The 16,253-nt window shown below is 69.2% G+C and carries 15 protein-coding genes and 1 tRNA gene; 5 read left to right on the top strand and 11 right to left on the bottom strand.

The annotated features are described in order from the left end of the window. Positions 1–468: 468 nt before the first annotated feature. Positions 469–545, bottom strand: a tRNA-Met gene (locus ABN611_RS21505). 115 nt (positions 546–660) lie between these two features. Here ABN611_RS21505 and ABN611_RS21500 point away from each other — a divergent pair. Together ABN611_RS21500 and ABN611_RS21495 are read left to right on the top strand one after the other, a co-directional pair. Further along, the gene (locus tag ABN611_RS21500; protein ID WP_350273996.1) at positions 661–1,626 is read left to right on the top strand and encodes a GNAT family N-acetyltransferase; all 966 of its coding nucleotides are present in this window, start codon (positions 661–663) and stop codon (positions 1,624–1,626) included. 122 nt (positions 1,627–1,748) lie between these two features. Further along, complete coding sequence (locus ABN611_RS21495; RefSeq protein WP_350273995.1) at positions 1,749–2,336, top strand: hypothetical protein; 588 nt, start codon at positions 1,749–1,751, stop codon at positions 2,334–2,336. Between the two features lie 83 nt (positions 2,337–2,419). On the opposite strand, the gene ABN611_RS21490 is transcribed toward ABN611_RS21495, so the two are convergent. Genes ABN611_RS21490 through ABN611_RS21470 form a run of 5 tightly spaced genes read right to left on the bottom strand, consistent with a single transcriptional unit; the run spans position 2,420 to position 7,842 of the window. Next, a complete protein-coding gene (locus ABN611_RS21490; protein ID WP_350273994.1) occupies positions 2,420–5,419 on the bottom strand; it encodes a UPF0182 family protein in 3,000 nt (999 codons plus the stop codon). Continuing rightward, positions 5,416–6,033 (bottom strand): PPA1309 family protein, encoded by a 618-nt coding sequence (locus ABN611_RS21485; RefSeq protein ID WP_350273993.1) that lies wholly within the window; start codon positions 6,031–6,033, stop codon positions 5,416–5,418. The genes ABN611_RS21490 and ABN611_RS21485 overlap by 4 nt, the downstream gene beginning before the upstream one ends. A 43-nt stretch (positions 6,034–6,076) precedes the next feature. Further along, positions 6,077–7,114 carry a PDZ domain-containing protein gene (locus ABN611_RS21480; RefSeq protein ID WP_350273992.1) on the bottom strand — a complete coding sequence of 346 codons (1,038 nt, stop codon included), beginning with the start codon at positions 7,112–7,114 and terminating at the stop codon, positions 6,077–6,079. Further along, positions 7,111–7,386: a hypothetical protein gene (locus ABN611_RS21475; RefSeq protein ID WP_350273991.1), complete on the bottom strand. Its 276-nt coding sequence runs from the start codon at positions 7,384–7,386 to the stop codon at positions 7,111–7,113. The genes ABN611_RS21480 and ABN611_RS21475 overlap by 4 nt, the downstream gene beginning before the upstream one ends. A gap of 30 nt (positions 7,387–7,416) precedes the next feature. Beyond that, positions 7,417–7,842, bottom strand: a complete 426-nt coding sequence (locus ABN611_RS21470) for a molybdenum cofactor biosynthesis protein MoaE (RefSeq protein WP_350273990.1) — start codon at positions 7,840–7,842, stop codon at positions 7,417–7,419. Positions 7,843–8,051: 209 nt separating this feature from the next. Here ABN611_RS21470 and ABN611_RS21465 point away from each other — a divergent pair, with 209 nt between their 5' ends. Then, positions 8,052–9,347, top strand: coding sequence for a zinc-dependent metalloprotease (locus tag ABN611_RS21465; RefSeq protein WP_350273989.1), 1,296 nt, complete (start codon positions 8,052–8,054; stop codon positions 9,345–9,347). A 52-nt stretch (positions 9,348–9,399) separates the two neighbouring features. Further along, positions 9,400–9,942 (top strand): NUDIX domain-containing protein, encoded by a 543-nt coding sequence (locus tag ABN611_RS21460; RefSeq protein WP_350273988.1) that lies wholly within the window; start codon positions 9,400–9,402, stop codon positions 9,940–9,942. 310 nt (positions 9,943–10,252) lie between these two features. Here the strand turns inward: ABN611_RS21460 and ABN611_RS21455 are convergent, their stop codons facing one another. Together ABN611_RS21455 and ABN611_RS21450 are read right to left on the bottom strand one after the other, a co-directional pair. Then, the gene (locus ABN611_RS21455; protein ID WP_350273987.1) at positions 10,253–10,879 is read right to left on the bottom strand and encodes a DUF2064 domain-containing protein; all 627 of its coding nucleotides are present in this window, start codon (positions 10,877–10,879) and stop codon (positions 10,253–10,255) included. Further along, positions 10,876–11,283, bottom strand: coding sequence for a helix-turn-helix domain-containing protein (locus tag ABN611_RS21450; RefSeq protein WP_350273986.1), 408 nt, complete (start codon positions 11,281–11,283; stop codon positions 10,876–10,878). The genes ABN611_RS21455 and ABN611_RS21450 overlap by 4 nt, the downstream gene beginning before the upstream one ends. A 103-nt stretch (positions 11,284–11,386) precedes the next feature. Here ABN611_RS21450 and ABN611_RS21445 point away from each other — a divergent pair, with 103 nt between their 5' ends. Beyond that, positions 11,387–12,310, top strand: coding sequence for an NADP-dependent oxidoreductase (locus tag ABN611_RS21445; protein ID WP_350273985.1), 924 nt, complete (start codon positions 11,387–11,389; stop codon positions 12,308–12,310). Between the two features lie 4 nt (positions 12,311–12,314). Here the strand turns inward: ABN611_RS21445 and ABN611_RS21440 are convergent, their stop codons facing one another. Genes ABN611_RS21440 through ABN611_RS21430 form a run of 3 tightly spaced genes read right to left on the bottom strand, consistent with a single transcriptional unit; the run spans position 12,315 to position 16,140 of the window. After that, entirely contained in the window at positions 12,315–14,081 is a 1,767-nt protein-coding gene (locus tag ABN611_RS21440; protein ID WP_350273984.1) for a helix-turn-helix domain-containing protein, read from the bottom strand. Positions 14,082–14,085: 4 nt separating this feature from the next. Next, a complete protein-coding gene (locus ABN611_RS21435; protein WP_350273983.1) occupies positions 14,086–15,393 on the bottom strand; it encodes an MFS transporter in 1,308 nt (435 codons plus the stop codon). Between the two features lie 18 nt (positions 15,394–15,411). Next, on the bottom strand, positions 15,412–16,140 hold the full coding sequence (locus ABN611_RS21430; protein WP_350273982.1) for a 3-hydroxybutyrate dehydrogenase: 729 nt from the start codon (positions 16,138–16,140) through the stop codon (positions 15,412–15,414). Positions 16,141–16,253: the final 113 nt, after the last annotated feature.

The following is a 16,253-nucleotide window of genomic DNA, read 5'->3' as shown; positions in this document are numbered from 1 at the left end:
CTCGGGCACGGCACCCGCAGGACGAACCGCCGGACGACCCGGCACGCCCGGCACCGAGGTATCGGTCGATCCGGCACTCGGCGGCTCGTCAGCAGACCCTGTCTGCTGCTCCGGAGGCTTGTCAGTGCCGCCCGCGGCGCCCCCGGCCCGGGCAGGCGGAGCCGCTAGACTTGGGTCCGGTACGCCCACCTGCAGCATGACGGCCAGAGCCGTCACCCAGGCGATTCCCATCACCGCAACCCGCCTGCGCCGCCACTGCCCGGATCGGATCACGAAGCCACCCCCTGCGCGAGCCCGCACTATGACCCGGCAAGCGTGAACCACCCGGCTTTCAAAACGCTTTCACGAAGGGCCGGGGACCGCCCTCGGTGAGGACCAGGAACGCGATGTCTGGACGCAGTCGGCCTGATCCGGCGCGAATGACGAAGGCCCTCCGACCGAGGTTCTACCTGGTCCGAGGGCCTTCCGTGGTAGCGGGGATAGGATTTGAACCTATGACCTCTGGGTTATGAGCCCAGCGAGCTACCGAGCTGCTCCACCCCGCGTCGTTGTGTTTACAGTCTAGAGGATCTGGGCAGAGCAGCCAAATCAGTTCCGGTGTGGCCCCGGACCACCGAAAACCCGTGTCTGGGGGCGGCGTTGCGGCGTACCGTCCGAAGTATGTCCCGACACGTCGTCCGCCCGTTCGAGGAGGCGGATCTGCCGGCTGCGGCCGGACTGCTCGCCCAGCGGCATCAGGCGCATCGCAAGCGTCACCCACTGCTTCCCGCTGACTACGAGGACGAACGGCTCGCGCTGGTCGAGGTGACCGCGGCGTGGGAGACCGAAGGTGCGTCCGGCGCCGTCATGGTGGAGGCCGGCGAAGTGACCGGATACTTGCTCGCCGCACCTAAGCAGTCCCCGGTCTGGGGACCGAACATCTGGGTCGAAGCCGCCGGTCATGCCGTACGTGATCCGGAACACATCCGGGACCTGTACGGCGCGGCCGCGGCGCAGTGGGTCGACGACGGCCGCATCGCGCACTACGTCCTGGTGCCTGATGACGCCGAGCTGATCGACGCGTGGTTCCGGCTGGCGTTCGGATCGCAGCACGCGCACGCGGTCCGTCCGGTGCCGGATGCGCCGCTACCGCCTCCGTCGTCGCTCACCGTCCGACGGGCGACACGTGCGGACATCCCTGTCCTCGCGGAGCTCGATCTTGTCCTCCCCCAACATCAGGGCTTGTCGCCGGTGTTCTCGTCCGGGGAGCTGCCGACGCTCGACGAGGCAGTCGCGGACTGGGAGCAGTCGATCGACGACCCGGACTTCGTGACCTTTGTTGCCTCGTACAACGGAGAGGTCATCGGCTCGTCGGTCGGGTGCTCGTTGGACAAGTCGAGTTCGCACAACGGGCTGGCGAAGCCTGACAACGCAGGATTTCTCGGGTTCGCCGCCGTGCTGCCATCGGCACGTGGGTTGGGTGCCGGGCGGGCGTTGGGTGAGGCGGTGCTGCAGTGGTCGGCGCAGACCGGGTACACGTCGGTGGTGACCGACTGGCGGGTGACGAACCTGCTGTCGTCGCGGGCCTGGCCGCGGCTCGGGTTCCGGCAGACGTTCCATCGGTTGCATCGCTTGATCGGGCACTGAAACTCGGCATTCCGGTTGTCCACAGGTGCGAATTCGTCCGTCGGGGCGGAGGCCGATCGCTGCATCTTCTTGGGCACGAAGGCGTCTCGCAGCAGGCGGGACGCCGTACCCAGGAGGCAGCCATGTCGCGTTCATCGCTTCGTTCCCGAGTCGTGCCGTCCGCCCGTCGTATCGTGACCGGGAGCGCGGTCGTCCTGGCCGCGCTAGGGGCCTCGGCGACCGTTCCCGCCTCGGCGTCGGAGTTCACCCGGCCGCCGGCGTCCTTCACAGCGCCTCCGTCGATCGAGCAAAGGACTGGCACCTTGGACGGCTTCGTGATCGAGCACCTGCCCGAAGGCATCGGCACGCCGAGCGATTTCGAGTACGAGTGGGAGGACGTCTCCTTCCACAGCAGGGTGTGGGAGACCGGCCCGGATCCGGAGGGTGCGTTCAAGGTCGACCTGACCGTGAAGACCCTGCGCGGCGAGCGGCTCACCGACCTCGAGGCCGTGAAGGACTTCCTCGTCGAGTACGAGGAGAAGGAGCCGGGCTCCTGGCAGCTCGAGCCGGTGAAGGTCGGAGGGTACGACGGCCTCTTCGCGGGCGACGAGGTGTTCTACTTCATCGAGCCGGGAGTCGCGGCCGAGGTGACGATCGACCACGAGCGCTTCACCGACGAGGACGTGCTCGACACCGCGGCCGGGTTCCATCCGGAGCAGCCGGCCGGCTGATGCCGTAGGCAACCAGCGCAACGGAACGGGGCGGCGACGCCGACTGGTGTCGGTGTCGCCGCCCCGGGGAACCGCGCTGCGGGTCAGCCTGTCGGTGATGACGGTGGACTCGTCGGTGTCGTCGACGCCGGTGGGGTCGACGGACTGCCGGACGGCGGTGCTGTCGGGTTCGGCGTCGGCGTGGTGGTTCCCGCCGCGGCGGTCGCGGCCCGGTCGAGTGCTGCCTTCATCTGCTTCAGGTTGGTCTCGTAGCCGGCGAGGTCGCCGTTCTTCAGGGACGCCTGCGCACGAGTCCAGGCAGCCTGTGCGTCGGCGATCGCCTGCTTGACCGTCTGGTTCGGCTGCTGCGCGGGCGGCTTCTCGGTTCCTGGCGGTAGCTCACCGGTGTCAACGTTGGTGTTGAAGACCTTGGTCAGCGCGTCCTGCAGCGTCCCGCCGAAGGCGACGCGCTCACCGAAGGCCACCAGGACGTAGCGCAGGACGGGATAACTACCCGGACCGCTGGTCCGCACCGAGTACACCGGCTGGACGTAGAGCAGACCGCCGCCGAGCGGCAGCGTCAGCAGGTTCCCGTACTGCGCTCTCGCTCCGCTGTTCGGCTGGTTGATCGGCAGCAGCGCCTGTCTGATGCCTTCGTCGGTCTGGAACTTGTTGTACACCTGTCCCGGACCAGGTATCTGCAGGTTCCCCGGCAATCGCAGCACCCGGAACTTGCCGTAGTCCGGCGACGTGGCCTCGGCATCGACAGCCACGAACGCCGTGAGGTTCTCCCGTTCACCGTTCGGTACGTACACCGACGTCAACGAGAACTTCGGCTCGCTCTGACCGGGCATCCGCAACGAGAGATAGAAGGGAGGCTGGCTGACATGTGTCGCCGCGTCACCACCGGACGAGACCGCGGTCGGGTCGTCCGGCACACGCCACAGGTCGCTGTTCTGGTACCAGGTGCCCGCGTCCTGGACGTGGTACTTGGCGAGCAGGTCGCGCTGCACCTTGAACATGTCCTCGGGGTACCGCAGGTGCGACATCAGGTCCGGCGAGATGTCCGAGCGCGGCTTGACGGTGCCCGGGAACGCCTTCATCCAGGTCTTCAGCACCGGGTCGTTCTCGTCCCACGCGTACAGCTCGACCGAGCCGTCGTACGCGTTCACGACGGCCTTGACCGAGTTCCGGATGTAGTTGATCTTCTCGCTCGGCTGCTGCGCGATCGTGCCGCGGCCGGTGGTGGTGTCCCGGGTGCTGACGTCCAGATCGACCTTCTCGGAGTACGGGTAGTTCTCCGAGGTGGTGTAGCCGTCGACGATCCAGACCACCTGGCCGTCGACGATCGCCGGGTACGGGTCGCCGTCCGGCGTCAGCCACGGCGCCGCCTTCTCGACCCGCTCGCGCGGCGTGCGGTCGTAGAGGATCTTCGACTCGGAGTTCACCCGGCTGGACAGCAGGATGTTCGCGTCCCGGAACTTGGTTGCGTAGAGCAACCGGTTGCCGAAGGAGCCGATCGGCACGCCGCCCTTGCCCTCGTAGGTGTTCAGCGTCGGGTCGCCACCGGCCTTGCCCTCGGCCTCCGGCGTGTCGAGCTCGACCGGCGGCGCGCCTTCCGGGGCGCCGACGATCGAGTAGTCCGGCGACTGCTCACCGAAGTAGATCCGCGGCTCGTAGTCCCCGAGCTCGCCGGTCGGCGGCAGGTCCTTCTCGGTCCAGACGGGGATACCGCCTGCCGACTGGTTGCCGTTCGCGGCGACGACCCCGTAGCCGTGGGTGTAGACGGTGTGGTCGTTGTTCCAGTTGCGCTGGCCGGCCGGCAGCCGGTCGACCTGGACCTCGCGGACGGCGATGACGGTGTCGTTGACCTTGCCCTTGATCTTGTACCGGTCGACGTCCAGATCCGTCGGGAACGAGTAGAAGCCACGCACCTGCTGCAGCTGCTCGAAGGTCGGCCCGATCACGGTCGGGTCGATCAGCCGGATCCCCGGCAGCACCTCTGCGTCCGCCGTCAGCTGCTCCGGCTTGGCCGTGGTCTGCGCTCGGTACTCCGTGACAGCGGCGCCCTCGAGCCCGTACGCCTGGCGCGTCGCCTCGATGTTCTTCGTGATGTACGGCGCTTCCTTCACCGGCTCGCTCGGCCGTACCCGCAGCTGCTGCAGCGCGGCCGGCCACAGGGCGCCGAGGAGGATCGCGGACAGGATCAGCACGACGGTGCCGACGCCGGGAAGCAGCCAGGTGCGGCGGACCACGTTCGCGAAGAACAACACCGCGCACAGGACCGCTATGACTGCCAGGATCTCCTTGCTCGGCAGGATCGCGTTGTCACCGGTGTAGGAGATACCGGTGAACAGCCTGCCGTCCGACGTGGTGAGACCGTAGCGGTCCAGCCAGTAGCTGAAGGCCTTCAGCAGCACGAGCAGCCCCAGCAGCACCGAGAACTGCACCTGCGCCGCGCCCGAGGCCTTCTGCCCCTTCGCGGACGGACGGAACCCGCCGTACAGGTAGTGCGTGATGATCGCGGCGACCAGCGACAGCAGCACGATCGAGTAGCCGAAGCCCAGCAGCACCCGCAGCCACGGGTAGTCGAAGACGAAGAACGCGATGTCCTTGTTGAAGTGCTTGTCGGTGACGCCGAACGGCGTCCGGTTCCGCCAGGCGAGGAAGACCTTCCACTCCCCCGATGCGGCCGAGCCGCCGAAGACCAGCATCAGGGTCGCGACCGCGCCGATCGCGATCTTCCCGTGCTGCTGCAGCAGGTCGCCGTACCGCTCGAATCCCGGGCTCGGCGACGGCGCGAGCGCGATCCGTGGCCGGGTGCGGAACGCGACGATGATGTTCGCCACGACCGCCGCGCCCATCAGCAGGCCGACGACCACGAAGAGCAGCACCCGGGTCCCGAGGACGGTGCTGAACACCGAGCCGAGATCCACCGAGCGGTACCAGAGCCGCTGGGTCCAGACGTCGGTGAAGACGCTGAACAGGATGAGCAGGACGATCAGCGTGGCGATCGTCGGCAGCAGGGCACGAGGACGGCCGCCGGTCCGCCGCGTTCGGCGGGCGGGCGGCTCCTCAGGCATGTCGTAGACGCCGTCGCTCATGGTCGCTTCTCCTCGTCGTTGCTCACGCCGTCGACCCCAGGACCTTCACCCGGCCGGCTGCCGACCGAAGGTTCGAATGTCAATGACAGTACTTCGCACAGCGTCGGGACCAAGTCGATACCCGTGAGCACCGCGCTGTCCTCGTCGTGCGCGCGCAGCCGGACCGCGCCGAACCGGTCGCCTTCGCGGAGCACGGCCGCGACCATCCGCACCTCGTGCCGGCGCGGATCGCTGCCGGCCAGCCGGGCCAGCTCGGCGTCCGACTCGGCACTGGACATCCCGGACTCGGCCGCCGCCGGCAGCACGATCCGTTCGATCGCCAGCGCACACCCGGCGACGCCGTCCGGCCACTCGATCCGGCCGAGCGTGTCGGCCAGGTTGTCGTCCTCGACCCCGCCGGGGAGCTCGCCCTGGGCCACCGGGGTGAGCGGCTGGGAGGCGTCCTCAGCGCCGAGCTCGGCGGCGAGCTGGGGTTCGGCGGCCAGCAGTTCGGCGGTCGGGACCAGGGCGAACAACTGCGCGGGCTGGTCCCAGCCCGCGCTGCTCACGTGCTTCTCGATCTCGATCACCGCGCGGCTGAGCGCGTCGGGCGGCAGCATGCCTACGGATTCCATGCCGGCTGGTCTTCCCTTCGGCTCGCCGGTTCGTTCAGGTACCTCACTGACTGCACGACGGGACCTCTCCCTTGCCGCTCGAGAGCGCCTCGAGGGCGCCGATAGCCTCGGTCAGCGTGCTGATCTTCACCAGCTGGATGCCGTCGACGCCCGCGTGTACGGCGGCCTCGCAGTTCGGCGCCGGGACCAGGAACACCGTGGCGCCGTCGTTCTTGGCGCCGGCGATCTTCTGCTGGATGCCGCCGATCGCGCCGACCTGGCCGAGCGCGTCGATGGTCCCGGTACCGGCCACATGCTTCCCGTTCAGCAGCGGGCCCGGGGTCAGCTTGTCGTAGATCGCCAGCGCGAACGCGGTGCCCGCGCTCGGGCCGCCGATGTCCTGGCCCAGGTTGACCGTCACCTTCACCTGGGACTCGACGCCGATCGTGATGCCGACCATCGGGCGGGTCTCCTCGCCGGGGGTCGGAGCGGTCTTCAGCTGGATGGTCTGCTCGGCGGTGCCGCGGCGGACCAGGAAGACGACGTTCTCGCCGACCTTGTGCTTGCGGACGTACTCACCGACCTGCGGGACCTGCGTCACCGGCTGGCCGTCGACCGCCAGCACCAGGTCACCCGGCTTCAGCTTGCCCTGCGCGGGCGACTTGTCGGCGACCGTCGACACCTTCGTGTGGAACGGGACCTTCGCCGCCTGCAGCGCGGCCGCGACCGCGCTGTCCTGCGAGCCGGTCATCTCCGCGGTGTTCTGCTGTTCGACCTCGTCGGCGCTCTGGTCCGGCGGGTAGATGATGTCGCGCGGGAACAGGTCGTGGTGCGGGTCGAGCCAGTTCCGCATCGCCTGCGGCAGGGTCAGCTCCCGGTCCGGGGAGGTCACCGACACCGTGGTCAGGTCCAGTTGGCCGGTCGTCGGGAAGGTCTCGTGCCCGGAGATCTCGATCACCGGCTTGTTCCTCGCGGCGCCCAGGGTGTCCTTGACCGGGCCCGGGCTGAACGAGACGAACGGCACCGGAAACGCGGTCACCAGCCCCAGCGAGGCGACGAGCACGATGATCGAGGTGACCAATGTGGCGGTACGACGTGTCACGAACCCTGCCCTGCGATCTTGGTGGAGCCGGAGCCAGGGACCTCGGCGGAGGCCTGCTGATGATGACGACGAACCAGGCCCCGGCGACGTTCCGGAACGGCTCGCGGGCCCGGCGCGGTGAGCGCGGCGTTGAAGCGGCGGAACTCGTCCACCGACGCGAAGGGGCCGCCGGACCGGCGCGGCTCGCGGCTGCGCCACCCGCGCCAGCCCGCCCAGCACATCGCGAGCAGCGTGGCGGCGAGAGGGAACGCCAACCACGCCAAAACCTTCATCCGGCCACCTTCATGCGCCCAGAGTACGTGTCAGTGAGCGCCGACCCACTCGCTGCCACCGTCGCTGAAGTGCTGGTGTTTCCAAATCGGGACCTCGGCCTTGAGCTCGTCGATCAGCTGCCGGCAGGCGGCGAACGCGACGTCGCGGTGCGACGCGGCCACCGCGACGATCACGGCGGCGTCGCCGATCGCCAGGTCCCCGGTCCGGTGTACGGCGGCCAGCGCGGTGACGGCCGGGTCGTCGCAAACACGCTGTGCAACCTTCCGGAGGTGCTCCAGCGCGTCCGGGTGCGCCTCGTAGCTGAGCCGGTCGACCGGCTTCTCCTGGTCGTGGTTGCGCACGGTGCCGATGAAAAGCGCAGTACCGCCCGCTGTCGGGTCGCCGACGGCCGCCAGCACCTCGTCGCTGGACAACGCCTTGTCACGGATGTCCAGGAGTCTGATCGCGTCGCTCATCGGTTCCTCATTCCCGCCAGGTCCCCACACTCACACCACACCATCGCATCCCCGGTCGCCCAATTCTCCCTCCAGGGTCCCTTCTCCCGCTCAGCCCCCTCTCTGCTCCGGGCGAACGCGCGCCCCGATGCGTTCGCCGGGGGAGGAACTCGCCGAGCGAACCAGTACGTTTGGAGTAGTACGCCCCACCCGCACAGGAAGGCCCTCCGATGAGCGACGAACCGGACAACCCGTTCAAGGGAACGCCGTTCGAGGCCATGTTCCAGCAGTTCTCCGGTGCGGCCGGCGCGGGCGGCACCCCGGACCTGAACGCGATCTTCGCGCAGGTCCAGCAGCTGCTGAGCGGTTCGGCCGACGGCAAGCCGGTGAACTGGGACCTGGCCAAGGACATCGCCCGCAAGACCGTCTCCGCCGCCGGAGACCGGTCGATGACGCCCACGGACAGTGATCGGGTGGCGGACGCGGTGCGTCTCGCCGAGCACTGGCTGGACGCCGCCACCACGCTGCCCGAGGTTTCCGCGACGTCCCAGGCGTGGAGCCGCGCCGAATGGGTCGAGAACACGCTCCCGGTCTGGCAGACGATCGTCGACCCGGTGGCCGAGCACGTCGCCGGCGCGATGGGGAACGCGCTTCCCGCCGAGGCGCAGCAGTTCGCCGGACCGATGGCGGGCATGCTGCGGCAGCTGGGCGGTTCCGTCTTCGGCGCCCAGGTCGGTCAGGGGCTCGGCGAGCTCGCCGGCGAGGTCGTCAGCTCGTCCGACATCGGGCTGCCCCTCGGCCCCACCGGCCAGGCGATCCTGCTGCCCGACAACGTCGCGAAGTTCGCCGAAGGGCTCGGGCTGACCGACGAGGACGTCCGGCTGTACCTCGCCCTGCGCGAGGTGGCCCACCAGCGGCTGTACGCCGGGGTGCCGTGGCTGCGGCAGCACCTGCTCGCCGCGGTCGCCGACTACGCCGCCGGGATCGAGGTCGACACCGGGAAGATCGAGCGCGCGATGGCCGACATCGACCCGCAGAACCCGGAGGCCATGCAGGAGGCGCTGGCCGGCGGCCTGTTCGAGCCCGAGGACTCCGAGCAGCAGAAGGCGGCCCTGGTCCGCCTCGAGACGACGCTCGCACTGGTCGAGGGCTGGGTCGACGACGTCGTCCGCGAGGCCACCAAGGACCGGATGCCCGCCGCGGTGCAGCTCGCCGAGACGGTACGCCGCCGCCGCGCCGCCGGAGGCCCCGCAGAGCAGACCTTCGCCACCCTCGTCGGACTGCAGCTCCGCCCGCGCCGTCTCCGCGACGCCGCGAACCTGTGGGCCGCCGTCCGCGACGCCCGCGGGGTCGAAGGCCGCGACACGCTCTGGTCCCACCCTGACCTGATGCCCAGCACGAGCGACCTCGACGACCCGATCGGCTTCGCCCAGCACGCCGGTGAACTGTCGAACATCGACATCACCGACTTCCTCACCGACGAGGAGATGTCCCAGGACGACGAGGGCGACAACCCGTCCAAGTAGCAGCCGTCGACCCGCCTGAGAACGCTCAGGCGGGTCCGGGGACACTGTCCGAATGCTGCACGCGGACGCCCTCAGGGTCTTGCAGGATTGGCGCGCGCCCGACGCCGAACAAGAAGAGCTCCGGACGCACTACTTACGCCACCTGACCACGAACGCCGACGGTATGTGGCGAGGCTGTCGTCCGGAGCATGTGACGGCCAGCGCGCTGGTGGTCGACGGTTCGGGTCAGAAGACCCTGCTCACCTTGCACAAGACAGTCGGCCGCTGGCTCCAGCTCGGCGGCCACTGCGAGCCCGGCGACACCACGCTCAGCGGTGCCGCGCTGCGCGAAGCAACCGAGGAGTCCGGCCTCGCGGACCTGGCTGTCAGCCGCGAGCCGCTCCAGCTGTCCCGGCACCTGCTCGAAGCAGGCGGCTGCTCGGGCGCGTACCACCTGGACGTCCAGTTCCTCGTGACCGCGACGTCCACGGAGTACGTCGTCAGCGAGGAATCCCACGCCCTCGCCTGGTTCCCACTCGACGCCCTCCCACCGGACACCGACACCTCGGTCCAGCAACTGGCCGCCCGAGCAGCACACCACCTCACACAGCGCTGAACACGCGGCTCCAGGGCCCGCGGCGCCGTGTCCTGTGGGCCGACCTGAGTTGGCCGGCCCACCTCCCCCAGGCAGAGCACCCCCGCGCCCTGCCATCCGTTGCACCTGTCCCCCGTCGTACAACTTCCCCCGTGCTGCGATGCCCGCGTGGTGCGTGCGCGTTCCCCCGTGCGGTCCCCGTAGTTCTTGCCCAAGCCGCATCCCCCCGGTTGCGGTCGGGCTGTCGTCGGGTGCCGCCCCTGAACGGCATCGGCGATCGGTGGTGCTCCCCGTTGCATGGTGAACGAGCGGACGCGGGAAAGGTGACGGGTCAGGGGTGACGGAGTTGGGATTTCGTGGCGTGCCAGCCTTCCAGGCCGGGGTCCAGGCGGGCGATGTCGGCGTTGGAGCGTAGTCGGTGCCAGCCGGGACCCATGGCTACGGCGTGGCGGCGGGGCTTCTGGGACTCCAGGAGGGTCAGCGAGGTGTCGAAGGTGGGGGCCCGGGCGGTTAGCCAGGGGGCCACGGGGAGTTTGACGCCGATCGCGGCCAGGGTGCCATCCTCCGCCGGCGTCACGGCGATGTCGGCGTGGCTCAGGGCTCGGAAGAGTTTGCCGATGAGCAGGCCGGGGAGGTCGGGTACGTCGTACGAGACCGCGACCACCGCCGCGGCGGGGCCGGCCAGTTCCACGGCGTGCAGTACCGGGCGATCCGCGTCTACGGAGTACGTCGGGGTGCCGGGCCAGGTCAGGGCGCTCAGTTCGGCTACGGCCGCCTCGTCGCCACCTGCCACGGCGACGGCGACATCGACGCGGTCGAGCGCCGCGATCACCTCGTACGTGTCCTCGGCCATCGCCAGCCGCCACTTCTCCGGGTCCCTGCCGGGAGGCGCCCAGGTGCCGGCGGCCGGTACGACGACCACCACAACCCGCCGGTCCGCGGCATCCGGTCCGGTCATGCCGGAGTGCTCGCGTCGTCGTAGTGGCTGCGGGCGGTGTGGACCTCGGGCATGTGCGACTCCGCCCACGACTTGATGGCTGCGATGAGGGGCATCAGGGTGCGGCCCAGCGGGGTCAGTTCGTAGTCGACGCGGACGGGTACGGACGGGGTGACCGAGCGGGTCAGGAGGCCGTCGCGTTCCAGGGAGCGGAGGGTCTGGGTCAGCATCTTCTGGCTGACGCCGGCGATGCGGCGTGACAGGTCGGAGTAGCGCTGCGGGCCGTCGGCGAGCGCGGAGATGACGAGCGTGACCCACTTGTCGCTGATCCGGTCGAGGAGTTGCCGCGCCGGGCAGGTCGCCAGGAAGGCGTCGTACTCGCGGGCTGCCTCCTCGCGGAGCTGGGCTGCGGTGCGGGTGGGCATGGCTCTCCTCGTCGTGCGGTACGCACTCCGAAGTGCGTACTTCCCAGGAGAGAGTAGCTCTCCAACGATGGTGTGCAATCGGACACCACGAGGAGAGCACGATATGCGCGCAGTTGTCGCCCGGCGGCTCGACGGGCCGGAGGCCGTCGAGCTGATCGAGACCGGCGTACCCGAGCCGGCCGCGGGTCAGGTACGGATCAAGGTAGCCGCGGCCGCGGTCAACCCGGTGGATCTGGCGGTCAGTAACGGGATGCTGGTCGAGTTCGGGCTGACGGCGCCGCGGCCGCAGTTCGGTCTCGGCTGGGACGTCGCCGGCACCGTCGACGCCACTGGCCCAGGCACCCAGCTACAGGAGGGCGAGCGGGTGATCGGCGTGGCCGACCTGCTGGCCCAGACACTCAAGACGCACGCCGAGTACGTCGTCCTGAACGCCGACGCGGTCGCCCGCGCACCGCGAACCGTCGAACTCGACCACGCGGCAACACTCGGGCTCAACGGGCTCACGGCACTTCAGGCCGTCAAGGCGCTCGCCGGACAGACGGTCCTCGTCACCGGAGCCGCAGGCGGCGTCGGTGGGTACGCCGTCGAGCTGGCCAAGCACTTCGGCAAGACCGTGATCGCCAGTGCAGCCGCATCAGACGAGGACCTGGTACGACGACTCGGCGCAGACCACTTCGTCGACCGCAACGAAGACCTGGCAGCAGCGGTACGACGGTACGCACCAGCCGGCGTCGACGCCGTAGTGGACGCCGCAGTGGTCGGAATCGCCGCACAAGAAGCAGTGCGCAACGGCGGCCACCACATCCACCCGCAAGGAGGGACAAGGCCGCCGCACCTCCGCGGCATCACGGTGGAGCAGCTGTTCGTCAACGCCAACACCGAGGAACTCAACGAGCTAGTCGCCCTGGTCGACGCAAACGTCATCTCCACCCGAGTAGCTGAGACCTACCCCTTGGAAGATGCAGCCACCGCCTACAAGCGGCTCGCCGAGGGAGGCGTCCGCGGCCGTCTCGTACTGCTGCCGTAACCGCTCAGTCGACGGCAGCGTGCAACCGAAGCGCGACCTGCACGTCCAGCGCCCGATCCGGCGACTGCCAACCGTCGCCGAGCAGCGCAGTGATCCGATCGAGCCGCTGCTGCACCGTATTCGGGTGGATGTGCAGCGACGTCGCAGCACGCGTCGGGCTCTGGCCGGCCGCGAAGTACGCGTTCAGAGTCCCGATCAGATCCGTACCGCGCTGCCTGTCGTAGTCGAGGACCTGTCCGAGCACATGCTGGACGTGGGTACGTACGTCGACCTCGGACGCACCGACCAGACCGGCCACACCCAAGTCATCCGGTGTAGCCGACTCGCTCGTACGGCCCAGCCGAAGCATCGTGGTGACGAGTCGCGAGGCCTGGTGGTGAGCTTCGACCAGAGGCTCACCCCAGGCCGCCGGACCGGTGACCGCGACCGTGACACCAGTCCGCTTCGCCAGCTCGGACAGGTCCCGAGCAGCGGCCACAGCACTCGTCCGCGCAAACAGCAGCACCAAGTCCCCGCCGTACGGACCAGACAGCACGAGCCTGTCCTCCAGTGGCGCAGACAACCGAGCACGGACGGCGGAGTGGTCGCCACGGCACACCGCGACGACCAGGTGGTCATGCCGATGGTTCGGCGCGAGCAGACGGAGCCGATCGGTCAGCGTCCGCGGATCGGCACTGCCACTCAGTACGTCGGCCAGTAGATCCGCCTGTGCACGCTGGGATTGCTCGGCTGCCTGTCGGCGGAACAGCAGAACCAGCGCGGTGACGACGGCCGCCCGCTCGACGATCCGCTGGTCGGCACCGGACAGCTCGTCAGCACCGCCGATCACCAATGCACCGAGCCGCTCGCCTTTGGCTGTAGCGGCAACGACCCAACAGTCGCCGACGCGCGTCAACCGGCCGGACTCCGACTCCTCCCACGGAACCGCCGTACGAGGCACGCTGCCGGCCGTTGCCAGTTCGTTGCCGCTGGCATCCACCAGGACGACCCAGACGTCGAGCAGCTCAGCCAGGGCGGCCGCAATGGCATCCACGTCGCCACCGGACAGCACGATCTCCGCAAACCGGTCGTGTGCCGCAGCCGCGTGCTCCACACCCGCATGCGCCGCGGACAACTGGTCCAGCGCCGCAGCCGTCTCCGCGGCCGCACGGACCTGCACCAGCGTCACAGCCGCCAGTGTCGCCAGCGAGCCGAGCAGCGACACCTCGTCCCGGCTGAACGGCCGCCTGGTCCGGTTGGACGCGAACAACACACCGACAAACCGGCCGTCGACCACCAACGGCGTACCGCAGATCGCGACGAGTCCCTCCTCACCGACAGCGTCGTCGATCGGCCCGGTGTGCCGGAAGCGCCGGTCAGACGGGTAGTCCGCAGTCCAGTACGGCTTGTAGGTCTCCGCGACCAATCCGCCCAGCCCCGCACCCAGTGGCAGCCGCAACTGCTGGAAGGCAGCGGACACAGAACCGTCCGTCGCCCGCATGTACGTGTCGCCTCGCGTCTCGTCGTACAGCGTCAGATAGGCGACGTCCGTACCGACCAGGGTGCGGGCCCGGTGCACGATGGTGTCCAGTACGCCGCCTGGATCGCGGGCCGACGCCAACTCACGGGCCACGTCGACCAGCGCCGACAGCTCGGCCTCTCGCTTCTTGCTGGCGTCCATGCCGGCCCGGATGCGCAGGGCGAGGTCGCGGGCCACCGCGTCCTCGCCCGCCGCCCGGGCCAGCTCGCTCCCGGGCGCATCCTCGGCCAGCAGCCGCAGAAGCTCCTCCATGGCTCTACAGCGTAGTGAGATCCCGGCGATGTGTTTCGGAGTACGACGTCACCGCGACGATCGAGACCACCGCACACGCGGCGACGTACACGGCGATCGCGTAGCCGGAGTCGTACGCCTTGAGCAGTGCCACCGCGATGAACGGCGCCAGGCCACCCGCGAAGATCGACGCGAGCTGGTACCCGACCGAGACGCCGGAGTACCGCACCCGGGTCCCGAACAGCTCCGTGAAGAACGACGCCTGCGGTCCGTACATCGCACCGTGCAGCACCAGGCCGACCGCCACCGCCAGTGTCGCCAGCGCGAAGTTGCGCGTGTCGACCAGCGCGATGAAGACGAACGCCCACACCCCCACGCCGACCGCGCCGATCAGGTACACAGGCCGCCGGCCGATGCGGTCCGACAGCGCACCCCACAACGGGATCGCGAAGAAGTGGATCGCCGCGCCGATCAGTACCGCGTTGAGCGCGAACGACTTGCCCATCCCCAGCTGTTCCTTCGCGTACGTCGCGATGACGATCGTGAAGATGTAGTAGCTGACGTTCTCCGCCATCCGCGCGCCCATCGCCGTCAGCACCTCACGCGGGTACCGCGTCAGCACCTCGAGCAGCGGCATCCGCTCCGCCGGCCGGTCCTGCGCCTTGGCACGCGCCTCCTTGAACACCGGCGACTCCTCGATCCGCAGCCGCACCCACAGCCCCACCAGCACCAGCACTGCGGACAGCAGGAACGGAATCCGCCAGCCCCACGAGTCGAACGCCGCATCCGACTGGAAGGCAGCCAGGCCGGCCAGTACGCCGTTCGCGATCAGCTGGCCGGCCGGCGCACCAGCCTGCGGCCAGGACGCCCAGAAACCACGCCGTGCCGGATCACCATGCTCCGACACGATCAGGACGGCGCCTCCCCATTCACCGCCCAGCGCGAACCCCTGGATCAGCCGCAGCACGGTGAGCAGGATGGGCGCGAGCGCACCGACCTGTGCGTACGTCGGCAGCAGGCCGATCGCGAACGTCGCCACACCCATCATGAGCAGCGACAGCACCAGCAGCTGCTTGCGGCCGAGGCGGTCACCGAAGTGGCCGAAGACCACGCCTCCGATCGGGCGCGCGAAGAAACCGACTGCGAACGTGGCGAAGCTCAGCAGCGTTCCGGTGAGCTCCTCCCCTTTCGGGAAGAACAGGTCGCCGAACACCACCGATGCGGCGACCCCGTACAGGAAGAAGTCGTACCACTCCACCGTCGTACCGACGAGACTCGCGCCGACCACCCGGACGATCGACGGACGTGTCTCGGTTGGTTGTGTTGCCGTCATGGGCGGGCTCCTGAGTTGTTAGTGGGCGGTCCAGCCGCCGTCGAGTACGAACGAGCTCCCCGTGATGGAGGCGGACGCCGGACCGCACAGTACGGCCACCAGCTCCGCCACTTCGGCCGGCTCGATCAGCCGCTTCACCGCGACCGGCTCGAGCAGGACCTTGTCCAGCACCTCTGACTCGGACAGGCCGTGGGTGGCGGCCTGGTCCGCCAGCTGTGCGGTGACCAGCGGCGTCCGGACGTACGCCGGGTTCACGCAGTTGCTGGTCACTCCGTGCGGCGCACCCTCCAGCGCGACGACCTTGCTGAGTCCCTCCAGGCCGTGTTTCGCCGCGACGTACGCCGCCTTGAACGGGCTGGCGCGGAGCCCGTGGACCGAGCTGATGTTCACCACGCGGCCCCAGCCGGCGCCGTACATGTGCGGCAGCGTCTGCCGGATCAGCCGGAACGGCGCCTCCAGCATCAGCCGCAGCAGGTAGCTGAACCGCTCCGGCGGGAACTGCTCGACCGGTGCGACCTGCTGTACGCCGGCGTTGTTGACCAGGATGTCGACGTCGGTAGGGAGCTGCGCCAGCCCGTCCAGGTCGGACAGGTCGGCGACTACCGCCTCCACGCCGTCCAGCGCGTCGAGACCGGACCGGTCGAGGTCGACGGCCACCACGTGGACGCCGTCCGCTGCCAGGCGTTGGGCGCACGCGGCGCCGATCCCGGACGCTGCGCCGGTGACGAGGGCTCGACGGGTCTCCATGGCCGACGACTGTAGGAATCCGGTCGCGCCGGGACTATGGGATCGCACCACATATCCCGGACGTACCAGGTGGGCCGATGGGCCACTTGTCCACCAGCCCGGCTATCAAAGCG

Origin of the sequence: Kribbella sp. HUAS MG21 (genome assembly GCF_040254265.1) — a bacterium.
GTDB lineage: Bacteria > Actinomycetota > Actinomycetes > Propionibacteriales > Kribbellaceae > Kribbella.
Note: the sequence above shows the minus strand (reverse complement) of the source record. Positions and strands in the feature narration are given on the sequence as shown.

Coding starts and splice junctions, on each gene's coding strand:
- ABN611_RS21500 (WP_350273996.1), top strand. CDS start 661: ATGTCCCGACACGTCGTCCGCCCGTTCGAGGAGGCGGATCTGCCGGCT.
- ABN611_RS21495 (WP_350273995.1), top strand. CDS start 1,749: ATGTCGCGTTCATCGCTTCGTTCCCGAGTCGTGCCGTCCGCCCGTCGT.
- ABN611_RS21490 (WP_350273994.1), bottom strand. CDS start 5,419: ATGAGCGACGGCGTCTACGACATGCCTGAGGAGCCGCCCGCCCGCCGA.
- ABN611_RS21485 (WP_350273993.1), bottom strand. CDS start 6,033: ATGGAATCCGTAGGCATGCTGCCGCCCGACGCGCTCAGCCGCGCGGTG.
- ABN611_RS21475 (WP_350273991.1), bottom strand. CDS start 7,386: ATGAAGGTTTTGGCGTGGTTGGCGTTCCCTCTCGCCGCCACGCTGCTC.
- ABN611_RS21470 (WP_350273990.1), bottom strand. CDS start 7,842: ATGAGCGACGCGATCAGACTCCTGGACATCCGTGACAAGGCGTTGTCC.
- ABN611_RS21465 (WP_350273989.1), top strand. CDS start 8,052: ATGAGCGACGAACCGGACAACCCGTTCAAGGGAACGCCGTTCGAGGCC.
- ABN611_RS21460 (WP_350273988.1), top strand. CDS start 9,400: ATGCTGCACGCGGACGCCCTCAGGGTCTTGCAGGATTGGCGCGCGCCC.
- ABN611_RS21455 (WP_350273987.1), bottom strand. CDS start 10,879: ATGACCGGACCGGATGCCGCGGACCGGCGGGTTGTGGTGGTCGTCGTA.
- ABN611_RS21450 (WP_350273986.1), bottom strand. CDS start 11,283: ATGCCCACCCGCACCGCAGCCCAGCTCCGCGAGGAGGCAGCCCGCGAG.
- ABN611_RS21445 (WP_350273985.1), top strand. CDS start 11,387: ATGCGCGCAGTTGTCGCCCGGCGGCTCGACGGGCCGGAGGCCGTCGAG.
- ABN611_RS21440 (WP_350273984.1), bottom strand. CDS start 14,081: ATGGAGGAGCTTCTGCGGCTGCTGGCCGAGGATGCGCCCGGGAGCGAG.
- ABN611_RS21435 (WP_350273983.1), bottom strand. CDS start 15,393: ATGACGGCAACACAACCAACCGAGACACGTCCGTCGATCGTCCGGGTG.
- ABN611_RS21430 (WP_350273982.1), bottom strand. CDS start 16,140: ATGGAGACCCGTCGAGCCCTCGTCACCGGCGCAGCGTCCGGGATCGGC.